At 59.8% G+C, this 21,329-nt stretch carries 15 protein-coding genes; 13 read left to right on the top strand and 2 right to left on the bottom strand.

The window, feature by feature from the left end; translation table 11 throughout:
* Nucleotides 1-9 precede the first annotated feature (9 nt).
* Nucleotides 10-2,655: a pyruvate dehydrogenase (acetyl-transferring), homodimeric type gene (gene aceE, locus AP059_RS16780; protein WP_059763617.1), complete on the bottom strand. Its 2,646-nt coding sequence runs from the start codon at nucleotides 2,653-2,655 to the stop codon at nucleotides 10-12.
* 383 nt (nucleotides 2,656-3,038) lie between these two features.
* Between aceE and glnE the strand changes: the two genes are divergently transcribed.
* The 12 genes from glnE (at nucleotide 3,039) to rarD (ending at nucleotide 18,171) form a co-directional block, all read left to right on the top strand.
* Nucleotides 3,039-6,011 (top strand): bifunctional [glutamate--ammonia ligase]-adenylyl-L-tyrosine phosphorylase/[glutamate--ammonia-ligase] adenylyltransferase, encoded by a 2,973-nt coding sequence (gene glnE, locus AP059_RS16775; protein WP_059763615.1) that lies wholly within the window; start codon nucleotides 3,039-3,041, stop codon nucleotides 6,009-6,011.
* An 85-nt stretch (nucleotides 6,012-6,096) separates the two neighbouring features.
* Nucleotides 6,097-7,020 (top strand): branched-chain amino acid transaminase, encoded by a 924-nt coding sequence (locus AP059_RS16770; RefSeq protein ID WP_048364501.1) that lies wholly within the window; start codon nucleotides 6,097-6,099, stop codon nucleotides 7,018-7,020.
* A gap of 58 nt (nucleotides 7,021-7,078) precedes the next feature.
* A complete protein-coding gene (gene waaF / locus AP059_RS16765) occupies nucleotides 7,079-8,113 on the top strand; it encodes a lipopolysaccharide heptosyltransferase II (RefSeq protein ID WP_059763613.1) in 1,035 nt (344 codons plus the stop codon).
* Nucleotides 8,114-9,175 carry a lipopolysaccharide heptosyltransferase I gene (gene waaC, locus AP059_RS16760; protein ID WP_059763610.1) on the top strand — a complete coding sequence of 354 codons (1,062 nt, stop codon included), beginning with the start codon at nucleotides 8,114-8,116 and terminating at the stop codon, nucleotides 9,173-9,175. It abuts the gene before it with no gap.
* The gene (locus tag AP059_RS16755) at nucleotides 9,175-10,296 is read left to right on the top strand and encodes a glycosyltransferase family 4 protein (protein WP_059763608.1); all 1,122 of its coding nucleotides are present in this window, start codon (nucleotides 9,175-9,177) and stop codon (nucleotides 10,294-10,296) included. The genes waaC and AP059_RS16755 overlap by 1 nt, the downstream gene beginning before the upstream one ends.
* A complete protein-coding gene (rfaP, locus tag AP059_RS16750) occupies nucleotides 10,296-11,102 on the top strand; it encodes a lipopolysaccharide core heptose(I) kinase RfaP (protein WP_059763606.1) in 807 nt (268 codons plus the stop codon). The genes AP059_RS16755 and rfaP overlap by 1 nt, the downstream gene beginning before the upstream one ends.
* Entirely contained in the window at nucleotides 11,102-11,836 is a 735-nt protein-coding gene (locus AP059_RS16745) for a lipopolysaccharide kinase InaA family protein (protein ID WP_059763603.1), read from the top strand. Before rfaP ends, AP059_RS16745 begins: the two co-directional genes overlap by 1 nt.
* Nucleotides 11,833-12,585 (top strand): lipopolysaccharide kinase InaA family protein, encoded by a 753-nt coding sequence (locus AP059_RS16740; RefSeq protein WP_059763595.1) that lies wholly within the window; start codon nucleotides 11,833-11,835, stop codon nucleotides 12,583-12,585. The genes AP059_RS16745 and AP059_RS16740 overlap by 4 nt, the downstream gene beginning before the upstream one ends.
* Nucleotides 12,585-14,039: a lipopolysaccharide kinase InaA family protein gene (locus tag AP059_RS16735; RefSeq protein ID WP_059763592.1), complete on the top strand. Its 1,455-nt coding sequence runs from the start codon at nucleotides 12,585-12,587 to the stop codon at nucleotides 14,037-14,039. Before AP059_RS16740 ends, AP059_RS16735 begins: the two co-directional genes overlap by 1 nt.
* A 79-nt stretch (nucleotides 14,040-14,118) precedes the next feature.
* Nucleotides 14,119-16,020 carry a PhoX family protein gene (locus AP059_RS16730; protein ID WP_059763590.1) on the top strand — a complete coding sequence of 634 codons (1,902 nt, stop codon included), beginning with the start codon at nucleotides 14,119-14,121 and terminating at the stop codon, nucleotides 16,018-16,020.
* 93 nt (nucleotides 16,021-16,113) lie between these two features.
* Nucleotides 16,114-17,088, top strand: a complete 975-nt coding sequence (locus tag AP059_RS16725) for a serine/threonine protein kinase (RefSeq protein ID WP_048364492.1) — start codon at nucleotides 16,114-16,116, stop codon at nucleotides 17,086-17,088.
* 198 nt (nucleotides 17,089-17,286) lie between these two features.
* Nucleotides 17,287-18,171 carry an EamA family transporter RarD gene (gene rarD, locus AP059_RS16720; RefSeq protein ID WP_059763589.1) on the top strand — a complete coding sequence of 295 codons (885 nt, stop codon included), beginning with the start codon at nucleotides 17,287-17,289 and terminating at the stop codon, nucleotides 18,169-18,171.
* On the opposite strand, the gene AP059_RS16715 is transcribed toward rarD, so the two are convergent.
* Nucleotides 18,168-18,686 (bottom strand): glycine cleavage system protein R, encoded by a 519-nt coding sequence (locus tag AP059_RS16715; protein WP_059763588.1) that lies wholly within the window; start codon nucleotides 18,684-18,686, stop codon nucleotides 18,168-18,170. The two genes, rarD and AP059_RS16715, sit on opposite strands and share 4 nt — an antisense overlap.
* A gap of 430 nt (nucleotides 18,687-19,116) precedes the next feature.
* Here AP059_RS16715 and AP059_RS16710 point away from each other — a divergent pair, with 430 nt between their 5' ends.
* The gene (locus AP059_RS16710; RefSeq protein ID WP_059763586.1) at nucleotides 19,117-21,294 is read left to right on the top strand and encodes a malate synthase G; all 2,178 of its coding nucleotides are present in this window, start codon (nucleotides 19,117-19,119) and stop codon (nucleotides 21,292-21,294) included.
* The last annotated feature ends 35 nt before the right edge of the window (nucleotides 21,295-21,329 follow it).

The following is a 21,329-nucleotide window of genomic DNA, read 5'->3' as shown; positions in this document are numbered from 1 at the left end:
AAATTCTCCTCAGCAGTCCAGTGGGTTGCGTTTTTCTGGGTTGATGCCGAACTTGACGATGGCTTCTGCCACTACCTTAGGTTCGATATCACCACGGTCAGCCAGTGCTTCAAGGGCTGCCAACACCACGAAATGACGGTCTACTTCAAAGAAGTGACGCAGTTTTTTGCGGCTGTCGCTGCGGCCGAAACCGTCAGTGCCCAGCACTTTGAATTCTTTGACCGGTACCCACTGACGAATCTGTTCGGCGAACAGCTTCATGTAGTCGGTGGAGGCAATGACCGGACCTTTACGCCCGCTCAGGCACTCTTCTACGTAGCTGAGCTTTGGCTTCTGGCCAGGATGCAGACGGTTTTCACGCTCAACGGCCAGGCCGTCGCGACGCAGTTCGTTGAAGCTGGTAACGCTCCACACGTCGGCACCGATGTTGAATTCATCACGCAGGATTTTTGCCGCTTCGCGCACTTCACGCAGGATGGTGCCGGAGCCCATCAGCTGTACGTGGTGTGCCGCTTCTTTGGTGTCTTCTTCGAGCAGGTACATGCCCTTGACGATGCCTTCCTCAACCCCGGCCGGCATGGCTGGCTGCTGGTAAGACTCGTTCATCACGGTGATGTAGTAGAAGACGTCCTGTTGCTCTTCGGTCATCTTCTTCATGCCGTCCTGGATGATCACCGCCAGCTCATAGCCGTAGGTTGGATCGAAGGTGCGGCAGTTAGGGATGGTGGAGGCCAGGATGTGGCTGTGACCGTCTTCGTGTTGCAGGCCTTCACCGTTGAGCGTGGTACGCCCGGCGGTGCCGCCGATCAGGAAACCACGGGTGCGGCTGTCGCCAGCGGCCCAGGCCAGGTCACCAATGCGCTGGAAACCGAACATCGAGTAGAAGATGTAGAACGGCAGCATCGGCTGGTTGTGGCTGGAGTACGAAGTACCGGCAGCGATGAAGGAGCTCATGGCGCCTGCTTCGTTGATGCCTTCTTCGAGGATCTGACCTTTTTTGTCTTCGCGGTAGAACATCACCTGGTCTTTGTCGACTGGCTCGTAGAGCTGGCCGGTGGAGGAGTAGATGCCCAACTGACGGAACATGCCTTCCATACCGAAGGTACGGGCTTCGTCCGGGATGATCGGCACGATGCGCTGGCCGATGTCTTTGTCCTTGACCAGTTGCGCCAAAATGCGCACGAAAGCCATGGTGGTGGAGATTTCGCGCTCGCCTGAACCGTCAAGGATGGCCTTGAGGGTATCCAGTGGCGGGGTCGGAATGCTCAGGCTCTTGGCGCGGCGCTGTGGCACGAAGCCACCCAGTGCGCTACGGCGCTCGCTCAGGTAGCGGGCTTCAGCGCTGCCTTCTTCTGGCTTGAAGAACGGCAGGTTTTCGATTTCTTCGTCTTTGACCGGGATGTCGAAACGGTCGCGGAACAACTTCAGGCTGTCGACGTCGACTTTCTTGGTGTTGTGCGCGGTGTTTTTCGCTTCGCCGGCGCCGGTGCCATAACCCTTGATGGTTTTGGCCAGGATCACGGTTGGTTGGTCTTTGTGGTTGACCGCTTCGTGGTACGCCGCGTAGACCTTGTACGGGTCGTGGCCGCCACGGTTGAGCTTCCAGATTTCGTCGTCGGACAAATCAGCAACCATCGCCTTGAGTTCAGGCGTGTTGAAGAAGTGTTCGCGAACGAACGCGCCATCTTTGGCTTTGTAGTTCTGGTACTCGCCGTCGATGACTTCGTCCATGCGGCGTTGCAGGATGCCGTCGACGTCTTTGGCCAGCAGCGGGTCCCAGAAACGGCCCCAAATGACTTTGGTCACGTTCCACTGAGCACCGCGGAACACGCCTTCGAGTTCCTGGATGATTTTGCCGTTACCGCGAACCGGGCCGTCGAGGCGCTGCAAGTTGCAGTTGATGACAAAGATCAGGTTGTCGAGGTTTTCGCGGCCAGCCAGCGAGATCGCGCCCAGGGATTCAGGCTCGTCACATTCGCCGTCGCCCAGGAAGCACCAGACTTTTTGCTTGCCGGCGGGGATGAAACCACGGGCTTCCAGGTACTTCATGAAGCGGGCCTGGTAGATCGCCTGGATTGGGCCCAGACCCATCGACACGGTCGGGAACTGCCAGAAATCAGGCATCAGCCAAGGGTGCGGGTAGGACGACAGGCCCTGACCGTCGACTTCCTGGCGGAAGTTGTTCATCTGGTCTTCGGTGATGCGGCCTTCCATGAACGCACGGGCGTAAACGCCTGGGGAGGTGTGGCCCTGGAAGTAGATCAGGTCGCCGCCGTGTTCTTCGGTCGGGGCCTGGAAGAAGTAGTTGAAGCCGATGTCATACAGGGTTGCACTGGAAGCGAAGCTGGAGATGTGACCGCCCAGGTCAGAATCTTTCAAGTTCGTGCGCATTACCATTGCCATGGCGTTCCAGCGAACCAACGAGCGAATGCGGCGTTCCATGAACAGGTCGCCAGGCATGCGTGCTTCGTGGGTCACAGGGATGGTGTTGCGGTATGGCGTGGTGATGGCGTACGGCAGTTGCGAACCGGTGCGGGTTGCGAGCTCACCCATACGGGTCATCAGGTAGTGAGCGCGGTCTTCGCCTTCTTTGTCGAGAACCGATTCCAGGGCGTCCAGCCATTCCTGGGTTTCGACGGGATCGAGGTCTTGCATGGCTTGCTCCAGGGCGGAAAGGCTTCCAGAATCGGTTGCCTGAGTTTGCGACTGGCCTTGTGGGCAGACGACATAAATTCTTGGATGACCGGAAGTAGATTCCAGCGTTGTGTAGTTTTACTACAAATCGTTGGCCATTTCAGCCTTTCAAGTGGGTCACTCAGTAGTAAAACTACATGTCAGGCGCTGATGGTCAGCCGTGTAGTTGTGCGAAAAATCGATATTGTTAGTGCGAAATTTAATTTATTGCCTTCTTTTTGAAGGTTTGCTGCCAATAAAAAACAGAATTCAGCTATTAATAACCTTTGTTCGACAGTCGGATTAAACCGCTGTTTCTTCCTGTCACCGTACTCGGCATTACTGTCGCCGATCAAGGATAGACCATGAGCCTTCCGTCGCTTGCTCCAATCCCCCCCCTTTTATTGCCATTGGTAACCCGTGCCGAACAGTCGTGGCGCGCTGCGGTGGCCGGGCTAGACAGTGAGTGGGCGCTGGAGGATTGGTCGGCCGAGCGGTGGATGGCTTTCAATCGCGTCAGCGCCGCCAGTGACTTCTTTATTGAACAAGCGTTACGTGACCCTTTGATGCTGCTGGAGCTGGCGGGCTTTGGCGAACTGGACCGCAGTTTTGCCCCCGGCGAGCTGTGCGGGCAAATTGGCGCCGCAGTGCAGCAGGCGCACACCGATGATGAGCTGGGGCGCGTATTGCGCCGCCAACGCACGCGTCAGCAAGTGCGCATTATTTGGCGCGATCTGACCCGTCAGGCGGATTTGATCGAAACCTGTCGCGATCTGTCGGACATGGCCGACGCGAGCATTGATCAGGCGTATCGCTGGTTGTATGAGCGCCATTGCCAGCAATTTGGCACGCCGATCGGGCAGCGCAGTGGCGAGCCGCAGCCGATGGTGATTCTGGGCATGGGCAAACTCGGCGCCGTCGAGCTGAACTTGTCGTCAGACATCGACTTGATTTTCGCCTACCCCGAAGGGGGTGAAACGGTGGGTGCCAAGCGCCCGCTGGACAACCAGGAGTTCTTTATCCGCCTGGGTCAACGCCTGATCAAAGCACTCGACCCGATGACCGTCGACGGTTTCGTCTTCCGGGTCGACATGCGCCTGCGCCCTTACGGCTCATCGGGCGCGCTGGTACTGAGCTTCAATGCGCTGGAGCAGTATTACCAGGATCAGGGCCGGGACTGGGAGCGCTACGCGATGATCAAGGCCCGTGTGGTGGCGGGCGATCAAGTGATGGGCGCGCAGTTGCTCAATCTGCTGCGCCCGTTTGTGTATCGGCGTTACCTCGACTTTTCGGCGATTGAAGCGCTGCGCACCATGAAGCAATTGATTCAGCAAGAAGTGCGGCGCAAAGGCATGGCCGACAATATCAAGTTGGGGGCGGGCGGCATCCGCGAGGTCGAATTTATCGCTCAGGCGTTCCAGCTGATCCACGGCGGCCGCGACCTGAGCTTGCAGCAGCGTCCCCTGCTTAACGTGCTGAGCATCCTCGAAGGTCAGGGTTACTTGCCGGGCGCGGTGGTCAGTGAGCTGCGTGAAGGCTATGAATTTTTGCGCTACACCGAGCACGCGATTCAGGCGATTGCCGACCGCCAGACCCAGATGCTGCCCGACAGCGAGCAGGATCAGGCGCGTATCGCTTTCATGATGGGCTTCGATAGCTGGGCCACGTTCCATGAGCAATTGATGGCGTGGCGTGGGCGAATTGACTGGCATTTCCGTCAGGTGATCGCTGACCCGGACGATGAAGAAGATATCGACGAGGGTGAGTTGATCGTGGGCGGCGAGTGGCTGCCGTTGTGGGAAGAAGTTCAGGACGACGCTGCCGCCTGTGTTCAATTGCAAGAAGCCGGTTTTGCAGATGCGCCCAAAGCGTTGAAACAACTGGCCGGGCTGCGTTCCAGCCCGCAGCTGCGGGCGATGCAGCGTTTGGGGCGTGAGCGACTGGATGCCTTCATTCCGCGCTTGCTGGCACAGGCCGTTGAGCACGCCAATCCGGACCTGGTGCTGGAGCGGGTATTGCCACTGGTAGAAGCCGTGGCCCGCCGTTCAGCGTATCTGGTGCTGCTGACCGAAAACCCGGACGCGCTGCGTCGTTTGCTGACCTTGTGTGCGGCAAGCCCGTGGATTGCCGAACAAATCACCCGTTTCCCGCTGTTGCTCGATGAATTGCTCAACGAAGGCCGTCTGTTCAAGCCACCCTTGGCGCCGGAGCTGGCCGCCGAGTTGCGCGAGCGCCTGACGCGCATTCCCGAAGATGACCTTGAGCAGCAGATGGAAGCGCTGCGCAACTTCAAGCTGGCGCACCGCTTGCGCGTTGCGGCCTCGGAAATTGCTGGCAGCTTGCCATTAATGAAGGTCAGCGATTACCTGACCTGGCTGGCTGAAGCCATTCTGGAGCAAGTGCTGGCACTGGCCTGGCGCCAGACCGTGGCCAAGTACGGCACGCCGCAACGCACCGACGGCAGCTTGTGCGATCCGGGCTTCATTATTGTGGGCTACGGCAAAGTCGGCGGCATCGAGCTGGGCCACGGCTCGGACCTGGATTTGGTGTTTATCCACGACGGTGACCCGAATGCCGAAACGGACGGCGCCAAACCCATCGACAGCGCGCAGTTCTTCACCCGTTTGGGGCAACGGATCATTCACTTGCTCACGGCGCAAACCAACTCCGGTCAGTTGTATGAAGTCGACATGCGCTTGCGTCCGTCAGGCGCGTCCGGGCTGTTGGTCAGCTCGCTCGGTGCCTTTGAGCGTTATCAGCAAAACGAAGCCTGGACCTGGGAGCACCAGGCGCTGGTGCGCGCGCGGGTGCTTGTAGGCTGCAAACAAGTGGGGGCTGCGTTCGAGCAGGTCCGCGCCAAGGTGTTGGGCCGTGAGCGTGACTTGCCCACGCTCCGCCTGGAGGTCAGCGAGATGCGGGCCAAAATGCGCGACAACCTGGGCACGCGCATCACCGCGGCGGGGCTGGGCGAAAACGCCTTCCAGCCCACGGTGCCGTTCGACCTCAAGCAGGACGCCGGAGGTATCGTCGATATTGAATTTATGGTGCAATACGCGGCCCTTGCATGGGCGTGGGAATACCCGCAATTGCTCCGTTACACCGATAACATCCGCATTCTGGAAGGGCTGGAACAGGCCGGGTTGATGCCCGCCGCTGATGCCAGCCTGTTGCGTGAGGCTTACAAAGCCTTCCGTGCTGTCGCTCACCGTCAAGCCTTGCAAAAGGAAGCGGGGGTGGTCACGGGTGATCAGTTTGTCGTCGAACGTCAACACGTGCGGCGCATTTGGTCTGAGCTGGGTCTTGACCCGGTCAGCCAGAACACAGAGTTAAAGCTGTAGAACGTATCCGGCGGGCCCATAAGGCTCGTCCAATTTGCCTGTCGTCTCAAGGCGCAGGTGCTGGATTCTTTTGAGGAGCGTAATGATGTCGATGGCTGATCGTGATGGTGTGATCTGGTATGACGGCAAACTGGTGCCGTGGCGTGACGCAACCACCCACGTGCTGACCCATACCCTGCATTACGGCATGGGTGTATTTGAAGGTGTGCGCGCCTACGAAACCCCGCAGGGCGCAGCGATTTTCCGCTTGCAGGCGCACACTGACCGTCTGTTCGATTCGGCCCACATCATGGGCATGAAGATCCCGTTCAGCAAAGACGAAATCAATGAAGCGACCCGCGTGGCGGTGCGTGAAAACAACCTCGACAGCGCCTACATTCGCCCGATGGTGTTTTACGGCTCTGAGGCAATGGGCTTGCGCGCCACCGGTTTGAAGGTGCATGTGATCATCGCGCCGTGGAGCTGGGGTGCCTATATGGGCGCCGAAGCGCTGGAAGTCGGGATCAAGGTGCGTACCAGCTCCTTCACCCGCCACCATGTGAACATCTCCATGACCCGTGCCAAGGCCAACGGCCACTACATCAACTCGATGCTGGCCTTGCAGGAAGCGATTTCGGGCGGTGCCGACGAAGCGCTGTTGCTCGACCCGGAAGGTTTTGTCGCCGAAGGTTCGGGCGAGAACGTATTCCTGATCAAAGATGGCGTCATTTATACCCCGGACGTGACGGCCTGCCTGAACGGCATCACCCGCAGCACGATCCTGACCCTGGCCACCGAGCTGGGTTACAAATTTGTTGAAAAACGCATTACCCGCGACGAGGTGTACATCGCCGACGAAGCGTTCTTCACCGGCACTGCCGCTGAAGTCACGCCGATTCGTGAAGTCGACGGGCGTCTAATCGGGATCGGCCGCCGTGGCCCGATCACTGAAAAACTGCAAAAGGCTTACTTTGACCTGGTGACCGGCAAGACAACGGCCCACCCCGAGTGGCGTACACTGGTCAAATAAAGCGAAATGGCATCACAGCGGGGAGGCGAATGCCTCCCTTGCTTGTTTATGGAAACTTATGAATATTTTGATCGTTGGGCCCAGCTGGGTCGGTGACATGGTGATGGCGCAGACACTGTTCCAGTGCCTGAAACAGCGTCACCCAGAGTGCGAAATCGATGTGCTGGCCCCCGAGTGGAGCCGGCCGATTCTCGAGCGCATGCCTGAAGTTCGCCAGGCCTTGAGCTTTCCGCTCGGCCACGGCGCGCTGGAACTGGCCACGCGGCGCAAGATCGGCAAGTCCCTCAAGGGGCAGTACGATCAGGCCATCTTGCTGCCCAACTCGCTGAAGTCAGCCCTCGTGCCGTTCTTTGCGCGGGTGCCCAAGCGCACCGGCTGGCGTGGCGAGTTTCGCTACGGCCTGCTGAACGATGTGCGCAAGCTCGATAAAGAACGCTACCCGCTGATGATCGAGCGCTTCATGGCGCTGGCCTTCGAGCCGGGTGCAGAGCTGCCCAAGCCTTACCCGCGGCCTGCGTTGCAGATTGATCCGCAGAGCCGTGAGGCGGCATTGACCAAGTTTGGTCTGGCGCTCGACCGTCCGGTGCTGGCGCTGTGCCCCGGCGCCGAGTTTGGCGAGTCCAAGCGCTGGCCATCCGAGCACTACGCCAAGGTCGCCGAGCAAAAAATCCGCGAAGGTTGGCAAGTCTGGCTGTTCGGTTCGAAAAATGATCATGCGGTAGGCGAAGACATCCGCTCGCGCCTGATTCCCGGTCTGCGTGAAGAAGCCGTCAACCTCAGCGGCGAGACCTCGCTGGCCGAGGCCATTGATTTGTTGTCCTGCGCCGATTCGGTGGTGTCCAACGACTCGGGCCTGATGCATGTGGCTGCCGCCTTGAATCGCCCGCTGGTGGCGGTCTACGGTTCAACGTCGCCAGGCTTTACACCGCCGTTGGCCGACAAGGTCGAGATCGTGCGTCTGGGCCTTGAGTGCAGCCCCTGCTTTGAGCGCACCTGCCGTTTCGGCCATTACAACTGTTTGCGCGAGCTGATGCCGCAACCCGTCGTAGACGCCTTGCAGCGGTTGCAGGGTTCACCGGTCGAGGTCCACTAGGTGCGCGTACTGTTGGTCAAAACCTCATCCCTTGGGGATGTGATTCATGCGTTGCCCGCCCTGACCGATGCCGCGCGGGCGATTCCGGGCATCACCTTTGACTGGGTGGTGGAAGAAGGCTTTGCCGAAATTCCGACCTGGCACCCGGCCGTGGGTAAAGTGATTCCGGTGGCGATTCGCCGCTGGCGTAAAAACATCTGGGAAACCTTCAAGAGCGGCGAATGGCGACGCTTCAAGCAAAGCCTGCGTGCCGAAAAATACGACTTGGTGATCGACGCCCAGGGTCTGCTCAAAAGTGCCTGGCTGACCCGCTACGTCAAGGCGCCGGTGGCCGGGCTGGATAAAGATTCGGCCCGCGAACCCTTGGCCAGCCGCTTTTATCAGCGTCGTTTGGCGGTGGCCCGTGGCCAACACGCGGTCGAGCGGTTGCGTCAGTTGTTTGCGGTTGCGCTGGGCTACGACCTGCCCAAAGGTTTGGGCGACTATGGTCTGGACGTCGAAAAACTGGTCGAGTTGCCGCGTAAAAAACCCTTCGTGTTGTTCTTGCACGGCACCACATGGGACACCAAACACTGGCCCGAAGTGTACTGGCGCGACCTGGCCATTCGCGTGGGCCATTTGGGTGTCGACGTGCGTTTGCCGTGGGGCAACCCGGCCGAGAAGGCGCGGGCTGAACGCATCGCCAAGGATTTGCACAACGCTGTGGTGCTGCCCAAGTTGAACCTGGCAGGCGTTGCCAAAGTGCTGGCCAGCGCCAGTGCCTGCGTGGCGGTGGACACCGGTCTGGGGCATTTGGCCGCCGCACTGGATGTGCCGACCATTTCCCTGTTTGGCCCCACCAACCCCGGCCTGACGGGCGCTTACGGCAAGGTGCAAATCCACTTGGCCAGCGACTTTCCCTGCGCGCCGTGCCTGCAAAAAAAATGTACCTATTCACCGACTGCACAGGACCAGCAGCGGTTTGACCTGAAAAACGAGTGGCCGCTGTGCTTCACTCGTTTGAACCCTGAGCGTGTCGCGAGTCGATTAAGCACGTTGTTACTGGCTGAGGAACTGCGCTGATGCAACTGGCTTTTGTGCTGTACAAATATTTCCCGTTTGGTGGCTTGCAACGCGACTTCATGCGCATTGCGCTGGAGTGCCAGCAGCGCGGGCACCAGATCCGTGTGTACACCATGATCTGGGAAGGCGATATTCCGCCCGGTTTTGAAGTGTTGGTGGCGCCGGTGAAGGCGTTTCACAACCACACCCGCAACGAAAAAATGCTCGCCTGGATGCAGGCCGACCTGGCCAAGCGTCCGGTGGACCGCCTGATCGGCTTCAACAAAATGCCCGGTCTGGACGTGTACTACGCCGCTGACGGCTGTTTTGAAGACAAAGCGCAAAACCTGCGCCATGCGTTTTACCGCTTCTTCAAACGTTACAAGCACTTTGCCGAGTACGAACGCGCGGTGTTTGCCAAAGAGGCGAAGACCCAGATCCTGATGATTTCCGAAGTCCAGCAGCCGCTGTTCATCAAGCATTACGGCACCCCGCTGGAGCGTTTTCACCTGCTGCCGCCGGGTATCGCGCTGGACCGCCGTGCGCCGCCAAATGCCGCCGAGATTCGTGCCCTGTTTCGCCGTGAATTCAAGTTGGCCGACGATGATCTGCTGCTGGTACAGATTGGCTCCGGGTTCAAGACCAAAGGCGTGGATCGCAGCCTTAAAGCGTTGGCGGCGCTGCCTGGCGAGCTTAAAAAACGTACCCGGCTGTTTGTAATCGGCCAGGACGACCCCAAAGTCTTTCAGTTGCAAAGTGCCACATTGGGGCTGGGCGATCAGGTGCAGTTTCTCAAAGGGCGCAGTGACATCCCGCGTTTCCTGTTGGGCGCTGACTTGCTGATTCACCCGGCCTACAACGAAAACACCGGCACCGTACTGCTCGAAGCGCTGGTGGCCGGTTTGCCGGTGCTGGTCAGCGCGGTATGCGGCTATGCCCATTACATCGCTGATGCAGACGCGGGGCGCGTGCTGGACGAGCCGTTTGAGCAGGCGCAACTCAATGAGTACCTGACCCACATGTTGTCCGATGATGCTGCGCGTGCGGCCTGGAGCCAAAACGGCCTGGCCTTCGCGCAGACGGCCGACCTCTATAGCATGCCGCAGCACGCTGCGGATGTGATTCTGGCGGAGCAACACTGATGAAACTGATTCTTGCCGAACCGTTCAAAAGCTTGTGGGCCGGGCGCGATGCGTTCACCGAAGTCGAGCGTCTGGAAGGCGAGGTGTACCGCGAACTGGAAGGGCGACGTACTTTGCGTACTGAAGTCGACGGGCGCGGCTACTTTGTGAAAATCCACCGTGGCATTGGCTGGGGTGAAGTGTTCAAAAACCTGCTGACCGCCAAATTGCCGGTGCTCGGTGCAGGTCAGGAGTGGCGGGCGATCAATCGCCTGCACGAAGTCGGCGTACCCACCATGACCGCCGTAGCCTACGGCGAAAAAGGCAGCAACCCGGCCGCGCAGCACTCGTTCATCATCACTGAAGAACTCGCGCCGACCGTCAGCCTCGAAGATTTCAGCCTCAACTGGGTCAAGCAGCCGCCGCAGCCCGCGCTCAAACGTGCGTTGATTGCTGAGGTGGCGCGCATGACCGGCATGATGCACCGCGCAGGCGTCAACCACCGCGACTGCTACATTTGCCACTTTTTGCTGCACACCGACACCCCGGTCACCGCCGATAACTTCCGTTTGTCGGTGATCGACCTGCACCGCGCCCAAACCCGCGCCGTGATCAGTCAGCGCTGGCGCAACAAGGATCTGGCCGCGTTGTATTTCTCGGCGCTGGACATCGGCCTGACGCAACGCGACAAGTTGCGCTTCCTGCGCGGCTATTTCCAAATGCCGCTGCGCCAGATCCTGCGCGAAGAGGCCCGCCTGCTGGCGTGGCTGGAAGGCAAAGCGAACAAACTCTATGCACGTAAAGTGCGTTATGGGGATGCACTGTAATGGCGGGCTGGAACCTTGACCCTGCCTACAGTGCGCTGGCCCACGATTTTGGCAGCCTGGATGCCGTGTTTGCCCTGCAAGGCGAACACTTGACCCGCGATCCGTTGTCCGAGGTCATTCGTGTCGAGCGTCAGGGCGTCAATTACTACGTCAAACGCTATACCGGGGCAGGCAAAGGCTTGCGCCGTTATTTGGGCCGCCCGCGCGTGAAGTCCGAATGGCAGAACCTCAAGCGCTTCGCCAAGTGGGGCATTCCTACCGCAGACGTGGTGGCCTGGGGCCTTGAGCGCAAAGGCATGGCCTATGCCCGTGGCGCGATGATTACCCGCGAGTTGCCCAATACCCGCGATTTGTCCGACCTGGCCGACAACCACGATCCGCTGCTCAAAGACCGGGTCTGGGTCGACGGTGTGAGCCGCCAGTTGGCGCGTTACACCAAAACCATGCACGACCATCGCTTCACGCATAACGACCTGAAGTGGCGCAATTTGCTGATCGACGATCAGGCACGCCTGTATTTGATCGACTGCCCCAATGGCGACTTCTGGCGCGGTTTCTGGCTCAAGTACCGCATCACCAAAGACCTGGCGTGCCTGGACAAAGTGGCCAAATATCATCTGTCGGCCACCCAGCGCCTGCGTTTTTATTTCCAATACACCGGGCGCACGACGCTCAACGCGGCGGACAAGGAACGTGTACGCCATATCGTGCGTTTTTTTGAGGGTCGGGAATGACTGATTTTGTAGCAGACGCTGATCGTGCCTTGCTGGAACGCAACGGGCTGGCGGATTTTGAAGCGCTGTGGCACCTGCAACTCGATGCCGTGGACGAACCCAACACCAGCCGCGGTGGCTGGAGCAGCGTGTTCCGTCTGGACCTCGACGGTCAGGGCTTTTACCTCAAACGCCAAAGCAACTACCTGACCCGCACGCTGCACAGCCCGCTGGGCGAGCCGAGTTTTGCCCGCGAGTTTCGTAATATTCAGCGCTATCAGGCGTTGGGCATTCCTGCGTTGGAAGCGGTGTTTTTTGGTGAGCGTAAGGTCCAGGGTGAACGTCGGGCGATTCTGATGACCCGTGCGCTGGACGGCTGGAATGACCTCGATTCGCTGCTGGAGCAGTGGCCGCATCTGACGGCTCAACAGCAGCAGGCGATCTTGCGCGCGTGCGGGCAACTGGCGCGACGGCTGCACGCGGTGCGTCAGGTGCACGGCTGTTTCTACCCCAAGCACATCTTTTTGCAGGCAGATGGCGAGGCTTATCGCGCGCAATTGATCGACCTGGAAAAAACCCGGCCGCTGCTGCTGGGCCAGCGTGACCGGGTCAAAGACATCGAGCCGTTATTGCGCAGGGCTCAGGTCTGGACCGAAACCGAAGTGCGCGCGTTGCTCGCCGCCTATCTCGATCAGCCTGCGGACAGTGGCCTGGTGCAGGCGTGGTATCAGCGCCTGAATGTGCGTCGTAGCCAAAAGGAAACTCGCTGATGCGCCTGTCTGAACTGCAAAAAGCCGGACGTGCGCCGGGCTTGCCGCTGAGCATCGAGCTGGCGGATGCCGCCGGGCCTGCGCAATTGCAACTGCTGACCTTGTTGCGTGTATTGCCGGGCCAACGTTACGTGGGCGCGGGGGTGTGGCGCGGCCGTACGGTACTGGCCAAGCTGATGGTCGGCAGCAAGGCGGCGCGCAACTTTGAGCGCGAGCTGACCGGTGTGCGGCTCTTGGCCGAGCAAGGGCTGACCACGCCACAGTTGCTGGCCGACGGCTTGCAGGAAGGCGAGGGCGGCTGGTTATTGTTTGAGTTTCTGGACGGCGCGCAAAGCCTCGGCGAAGCCTGGAGTGCGGTGCAACACCTGCCTGTGCTGGCAGACGAGCAACAAGCGGTGCTGGCTGAAGCGTTGGCGGCCATCGGGCAAATGCACCTCAAAGGCTTGTGGCAACAAGACCTGCACCTGGACAACCTGCTGCGCCACAACGGCGCGCTGTACTTGATCGATGGTGCAGGGATCTGCGTCGAACAGGCAGGCAAACCACTGTCCCGGCCCAAAGTGCTGGAAAACCTCGGTGTGTTTTTTGCCCAGCTGCCCAAAAGCCTTGAACCGTTTACCGAAGAATTGCTGGTGCACTATCTGCTGAGCAACGGCGAACACGCCTTGCCGCTCGAAGCGCTGCTCAAGCAGGTCGAGAAAATCCGCGCCTGGCGTTTGAACGACTTTCTGAGCAAAACAGGACGCGACTGCACACTGTTCAGCGTGCAGAACACGGTGTCTGCATTGCGGGCGGTCCGTCGCGAAGAAGAGGCCGCGATGTTGCCGGTGCTGGCCAATGCCGATGCGTTGCTGGACGCGGGTCATCTGTATAAAACCGGTGGCGCTGCGAGCGTGGGTAAAGTCGAAGTGGCCGCTCGTATGCTGGTCATCAAGCGTTACAACATTAAAGGCTTTGCCCATTGGCTCAAGCGCTTTTGGCGCCCGAGCCGCGCCTGGCATTCGTGGCGTGAAGGCAATCGGCTGGCGTTCCTGGGCATCGCCACGCCCAAGCCGCTGGCGCTGCTCGAAACGCGTTTTTTGGGGTTGCGTGGCAAAGCGTATCTGGTGACTGAATATTTACCCGGCCCGGACATCATTGAGCGCTTTGCACCTTATGTAGAGCAGGGCGATGCGCCAGAAGCCGAGTTACAGGCGCTGGATCAACTGTTTGCCGATTTGCTTGGCGAACACATCAGCCACGGCGACCTTAAGGGGCATAACGTGTTCTGGGACAACGGTCGCTGGGCGCTGATTGACTTGGACTCGATGTGCCAGCACCGCTCGCTCAGCAGTTTTGCTCCGGCGTATGCCCGCGATCGGGCGCGCTTTATGCGCAACTGGCCAGCCAGCAGCGCGTTGTATCAAGTGATTGATGCGCGCTTGCCAGCCAGCGCCTCAGCCCCTTCTGTCTGAGGCTGCGGGTGCGTTGAAACATCGTTGTCACACCGGCTGATTAAGGTGGCTGCCAAAACCGTCGTGAGTGCAGGCAGCCATGAACCTATTACAAGAAGACCAACCCACCGATCTTGAGCACATCGTCGGCCTCAGCCGTCGCGGCTTTATCAGCGCCGGGGCCTTGTGCGGGGCCGCTATGTTTTTGGGCGGTAGCCTGTTAAGCCGCAGCGTGCTGGCAGACGGCATCCGTGCCGCTTCCAGCACGTTGCTGGGGTTTGGCAGTATCGAGGCTGCCACCACCGATAGCATCACGTTGCCGCCCGGCTACCGCTCATCGGTGTTGATCAGTTGGGGCCAACCGCTGCACAGCGACGGGCCTGCCTTCAACCCCGACGGCACCGGCACCGCTGCCGAGCAGGAAGTCCAGTTTGGCGACAATAACGACGGCATGAGCCTCTTCGCTTTCCCCGATGACCCGAACCGTGCCCTGATGGCCATCAACAACGAATACACCAACTACCGCTACCTTTACCCCCACGGCGGTCAGCCAACTTCAGCCGAAGAGGTGCACAAAGCGCAGGCCAGCGAAGGCGTGTCGGTGATCGAGATTCAGCGCAAGGGCGACCGTTGGCAGTTTGTGCAAGGTTCGCCGTTTAATCGACGCATTCACGGCAATACCCCGATTCGCCTGAGTGGCCCGGCTGCCGGGCATGCTTTGCTGCGCACCCGGGCCGATAACAGCGGGACGCTGGCGCTGGGCACGTTCCAGAACTGCGCCAACGGCAAGACCCCGTGGGGCACCTACCTGACCTGCGAAGAAAACTTCACGGACTGTTTTGGCAGCACCGACCCCCAACACAGCTTCGACGCCGCGCAAAAACGCTACGGCGCCGTTGCCGCCAGTAAAGACATCAACTGGCACCTGCACGACCCGCGCTTCGATCTGGCGCACAACCCCAACGAGTTAAACCGTCACGGCTGGGTGGTGGAAATCGACCCCTTTGACCCGCAATCGACCCCGGTCAAGCGCACGGCGCTGGGCCGCTTCAAGCACGAAAACGCCGCACTGGCACAAACCGCTGATGGCCGCGCCGTGGTGTACATGGGCGACGATGAGCGCGGTGAGTTCATCTACAAGTTCATCAGTCGCGACAAAATCGACCAGCAAAACCCCCAAGCCAATCGCGACCTGCTGGACCACGGCACCTTGTATGTCGCCCGCTTCGACGGCGGCGACAGCAACCCCGACCGTCCCAAAGGCCAGGGCCAGTGGATCGAACTGAGTCACGGTAAAAACGGCATCAACGCGGGCAGCGGTTTTGCCAATCAGGCCGAGGTGCTGATTCACGCGCGTCTGGCGGCCAGCACGGTGGGAGCCACGCGCATGGACCGCCCGGAATGGATTGTCGTCAGCCCTAAAGACGGCCAGGTGTATTGCACGCTGACCAACAACGTTAAACGCGGTGAAGACGGCCAGCCCGTGGGCGGTCCCAATCCGCGCGAGAAAAACGTTTATGGGCAGATCCTGCGCTGGAACGAACACAACCACGAGCATGGCGCGATGAGTTTCGACTGGGACCTGTTCGTGGTGGCAGGCAACCCGGCCGTGCACCCCAAACAGCCCAAGGGTGGCTCGGCCAATATCACCGCGCAAAACATGTTCAACAGCCCCGACGGCATGGGGTTTGACGACGCGGGACGACTGTGGATCCTGACGGACGGCGACGTCAGCAACACCGGTGATTTTGCCGGGATGGGCAATAACCAGATGCTGTGTGCTGACCCGGCGAGCGGTGAAATTCGTCGCTTCATGGTCGGGCCGGTCGGCTGTGAGGTCACTGGGATCAGCTTTTCACCGGATCAAAAAACCCTGTTCGTCGGTATTCAGCATCCGGGTGAAAACGGCGGTTCGACATTCCCCGAGCACATGCCCAACGGCAAACCGCGCTCATCAGTGGTGGCCATCAGCCGCGAAGACGGCGCGATTGTCGGTAGCTGATCAAACGCCTGCGGATTTCCATCGCCCTCTGCCATCCGGTCTGCGCTAACATGCATGGCCGGACGCGGCAGCCTGCTGCGCGCAGGAGTCAGCATGTCTCATCCGTTTGCAACACTTACCCCTGATCTGGTGCTCGACGCCGTCGAAAGCATCGGTTTCCTCAGCGACGCCCGCGTGCTCGCGCTCAACAGCTACGAAAACCGCGTGTACCAAGTCGGTATCGAAGACTCGCAGCCGCTGATCGCCAAGTTCTACCGGCCCCAGCGCTGGACCAACGAAGCCATCCTCGAAGAGCACCGCTTCACCTTCGAACTTGCCGAGTGCGAGGTGCCGGTGGTGGCGCCGATGATCCATAACGGCCAGAGCCTGTTTGAACACGCGGGGTTCCGCTTCACGTTGTTCCCTCGCCGGGGTGGTCGCGCGCCAGAACCGGGCAATTTGGACCAACTGTATCGCCTCGGCCAACTGCTCGGGCGCCTGCATGCCGTGGGTGCCACTAAGCCGTTCGAACACCGTGAAGCGCTGGGTGTGAAGAATTTTGGGCATGACTCGCTGACGACCCTGCTCGAAGGTAATTTCATACCGCGCAGCTTGCTGCCTGCCTACGAGTCGGTGGCCCGTGACTTGCTCAAACGCGTCGAAGACGTGTACGCCGCCACGCCGCACACCAACATCCGCATGCACGGCGATTGCCACCCCGGCAACATGATGTGCCGTGACGAGGTGTTCCACATCGTCGATCTGGACGACTGTCGCATGGGGCCAGCGGTGCAGGATCTGTGGATGATGCTGGCCGGTGATCGGCAAGAATGCCTGGGGCAGTTGTCGGAACTGATGGACGGCTACAGCGAGTTCCATGACTTCAACCCCCGCGAGCTGGCGTTGATCGAACCGCTGCGCGCCCTGCGCCTGATGCATTACAGCGCGTGGCTGGCGCGGCGCTGGGACGATCCGGCGTTTCCCCACAGCTTTCCGTGGTTCGGCACCGAACGCTATTGGGGCGATCAGGTGCTGGCCTTGCGCGAGCAGCTGTCGGCGCTCAATGAAGAACCGCTGAAATTGTTTTGATCCACCGCAAAGGCTCTTTGTAGTCGCTGTCCAAGGCTGCCAGCGGCTGCAAAGCAGCCCTTTGCGCACCTCTTCGCGGCCTTGGGCGGCGACTCAAAAATGCGCTGCACGCTTACCGTCACGCACGACACCTCTGTAAAACCTGCTTACACTCTCGGCCTCTACTGTGTCCATCTGTTGCCTGAGCAAGGATCCACCATGCAAGCCGCCAACCCGCGCCACGGGTACATTCTGGGCCTGAGTGCCTACATCATCTGGGGCCTGTTCCCGCTTTATTTCAAACTGCTGGCCAGCGTTCCGGCGGCTGAAATCATCGTCAACCGTGTGCTCTGGTCGGCGCTGTTTGGTTCGTTGCTGTTGCTGGTGTGGAAACACCCCGGCTGGTGGCAGGAGCTGCGCGACAACCCTAAACGCCTTGGCGTGCTGACGGTCAGCGGCCTGTTGATTGCCGCCAACTGGCTGACCTACGTGTGGGCGGTCAATAACGACCGCATGCTCGAAGCCAGCCTGGGCTATTACATCAACCCGCTGGTTAATGTGTTGCTGGGCATGTTGCTGCTGGGCGAGCGCCTGCGGCGTCTGCAATGGATTGCCGTGGGCTTGGCCGCCGTCGGTGTGGCACAGCAAGTGTGGCAAGTGGGCAGCCTGCCGTGGGTGTCGCTGGTGCTGGCGCTGACCTTCGGCTTTTATGGCTTGATCCGTAAACAGGCACCGGTCAAGGCGCTGCCGGGGCTGGTGGTCGAGACCTGGATTCTGGTGCCGATTGCCATTGGCTGGTTGCTGATGCACCCCGAAGCCAACAGCGCACACGTCGAGTTTTGGTCCAGCTCGCAAGCCTGGCTGCTGGTTGCAGCAGGTCCGGCGACGCTGATCCCACTGGTCTGTTTCAACGCCGCTGCACGGCATTTGCCTTACACCACGCTGGGCTTCATGCAGTACCTGGCGCCCACCCTGGTGTTGATTCTGGCGGTGGCGGTGTATGGCGAACACTTGTCCCACAGCACCTTGATCGCGTTCATGTTCATCTGGGCCGGTTTGGTGGTGTACAGCATCGATGCGTGGATCAGCCTGCGCCGGCGTTAATCCTCAAGCTGAAACTCAAGCTCCACCAGCATCTCATCGGCCAGGATTTCCAGGCGTTCGCGCAGCACCTCCAGCGAGAGCGTCAGCGGCACCGCCAAAATGGCCTCGGCGTGAAACAGTGGCTCGTTGCTCATGGGCGCGAGCCGCACTTCGGTCACTAATCGCTCCAGGTTCACGCCCAGCTCGGTCAGCACTCGCGTAATGTCGCGCACAATGCCGGTCCGGTCGTTGCACACCAATTGCATCGCAATGGGCTTCCAGGTGCAGGACTGCTCGATCCCGCTCTCGGCCACCAGCACCCGAATCCCTTCCCTCTCAAGATCCTTAAGTGCGTTGACCAACTCGTCATGGGCTTCGGCCGACACCCCCAGCCGTACGATGCCCGCGAACTGTCCGGCCATGCGCGACATGCGGCTCTCCAGCCAATTGCCACCGTGCTCGGCGATGCACTGCGCAATGCGTTCAACCTGCCCGGCTTTGTCCGGGGCAAAGACCGTAATCACAAGATGGTTCATGGCGCACGCTCTCTTATTAAAGGTCGGTTGAGTATAGGCAGCCGCCGCCGTACTGGCAGGGGAGCGTTGGCTCGCGAAGACAGTACCCGGCGTTTATACACGCCGCGCAGGTCGTTAAACGCCTTAGAAACCAGATCAGCAAACAACAAATTGTGTACTGTTTTTAGAATTATCTGGAACAACCTGTGCGTTTCTTGAGAACATCCCATTCTTCTACGTGACCACTGCGATAAAAATGGTCGTAGAACGACGTGATTAGTCTGATTTTCACATCTGCAAGTGATCATGTAGTATGCCTCGGCGACCACTACATAATTTGCAACAAGGTCCGCCAAAGCGTCTGCACTACCCCGTACAACCCCGCCAGCATGAGCCACGCGGTGTTTTAAGAAGCGCTCCAGGCTTTAAATAAAAATGAGTGAGGCAAGCAATGACTGAACACGTTCACGTCGGTGGCCTGCAGGTCGCCAAAGTCCTGTTCGACTTCGTAAACAACGAAGCTATCCCCGGTACCGGTTTGACCGCCGACCAGTTCTGGGCCGGTGCCGACAAGGTTATTCACGACCTGGCACCCAAGAACAAAGCACTGCTCGCCAAACGCGATGATTTGCAGGCGCGGATCGACGCCTGGCACCAGGCTGCGGCCGGCAAGGCCCATGACGCCGTGGCTTATAAGGCCTTTCTCCAAGACATTGGGTATTTGCAGCCAGAAGCCGCAGATTTCCAGGCAACGACGCAAAACGTCGATGACGAAATCGCCCGCATGGCCGGCCCGCAGTTGGTGGTGCCGGTGATGAATGCGCGCTTTGCCCTCAACGCCTCGAACGCCCGTTGGGGTTCGCTGTATGACGCGTTGTATGGCACCGATGCCATCAGCGAAGCCGATGGCGCGCAAAAGGGCAAAGGCTACAACAAGGTGCGCGGCGACAAAGTCATCGCCTTCGCCCGTGCCTTCCTTGACGAAGCCGCACCGCTGGCCAAGGGCTCACACGTTGATGCGCTTGGCTACACCGTGGTCAACGGCGCCTTGCACGTCGCCCTCAAGGACGGCGCCAGCAGTGCTTTGCGTGATGCCGCGCAATTGATCGGCTACCACGGCGAAGCTGGCGCCCCGACCGCCGTGCTGCTCAAGCAAAACGGCTTGCACTTCGAAATCCAGATCGACGCAACCAGCCCTGTCGGCCAGACCGATGCCGCGGGCGTCAAAGACGTACTGATGGAAGCTGCGCTGACCACCATCATGGACTGCGAAGACTCCGTGGCCGCCGTCGATGCTGACGACAAAGTGGTGATCTACCGCAACTGGCTGGGCCTGATGAAGGGCGACCTCAGCGAGCAGGTGTCCAAGGGCGGGCACACCTTCACCCGCACCATGAACCCGGACCGCGAATACACTGCGCCCAACGGCGCCAGCCTCAGCTTGCACGGTCGCTCGTTGCTGTTCGTGCGCAACGTGGGTCACTTGATGACCATCGATGCGATCCTCGACAAAGACGGCAACGAAGTGCCCGAAGGCATCCTTGATGGCCTGCTGACCAGCCTCGCAGCGATCCACAGCCTCAACGGCAGCGCCACGCGCAGCAACAGCCGCACCGGTTCGGTGTACATCGTCAAACCGAAAATGCACGGTGCCGAAGAAGCTGCGTTCACCAATGAGCTGTTTGGGCGCATTGAAGACGTGCTCAACTTGCCGCGCAACACGCTCAAAGTCGGGATCATGGACGAAGAGCGCCGCACGACGGTCAACCTCAAGGCGTGCATCAAAGCCGCCAGCGAACGCGTGGTGTTCATCAACACCGGTTTCCTGGACCGTACCGGCGACGAAATCCACACCTCGATGGAAGCTGGCCCGATGGTGCGCAAGGCTGACATGAAAGCCGAGAAGTGGATCAGCGCCTACGAAAACAACAACGTTGACGTCGGCTTGAGCACTGGCCTGCAAGGCCGTGCACAAATCGGTAAAGGCATGTGGGCGATGCCCGACCTGATGGCGGCGATGCTGGAGCAAAAAATCGCCCACCCGCTGGCGGGCGCCAACACCGCGTGGGTGCCGTCGCCGACTGCCGCTGCGCTGCACGCGCTGCACTACCACAAGGTCGACGTGTTCGCGCGTCAGGGCGAACTGGCCACGCGGGCCAAAGCCTCGGTAGACGACATTCTGACCATCCCGCTGGCCGTCAACCCGCAGTGGACGCCTGAGCAGATCCAGAACGAACTGGACAACAACTCGCAGGGCATCCTGGGTTATGTGGTGCGCTGGATTGATCAGGGCGTGGGCTGCTCTAAAGTGCCGGACATCAATGACATCGGCCTGATGGAAGACCGTGCAACGCTGCGTATTTCTAGCCAGCACATCGCCAACTGGCTGCGTCACGGCATCGTCAATCAAGCTCAAGTGATGGCCAGTCTCAAGCGCATGGCGCCGGTGGTTGACCGCCAAAACGCCAATGACCCGCTGTACCGCCCTCTGGCGCCCGACTTCGACAGCAACATCGCCTTCCAGGCAGCCGTCGAATTGGTCATCGAGGGCACCCGCCAGCCTAACGGTTACACCGAGCCGGTGCTGCACCGACGTCGTCGTGAGTTCAAGGCCAAGAATGGCCTGTGAATAAGCGTTAACGCGCAGTAACAAAAAGCCCCGGC

It is taken from the genome of Pseudomonas sp. TAA207 (genome assembly GCF_001529285.1).
GTDB lineage: Bacteria > Pseudomonadota > Gammaproteobacteria > Pseudomonadales > Pseudomonadaceae > Aquipseudomonas > Aquipseudomonas weihenstephanensis.
The sequence above is the reverse complement of the archived record's forward strand: the minus strand, read 5'-3'. Positions and strand labels throughout refer to the sequence as shown.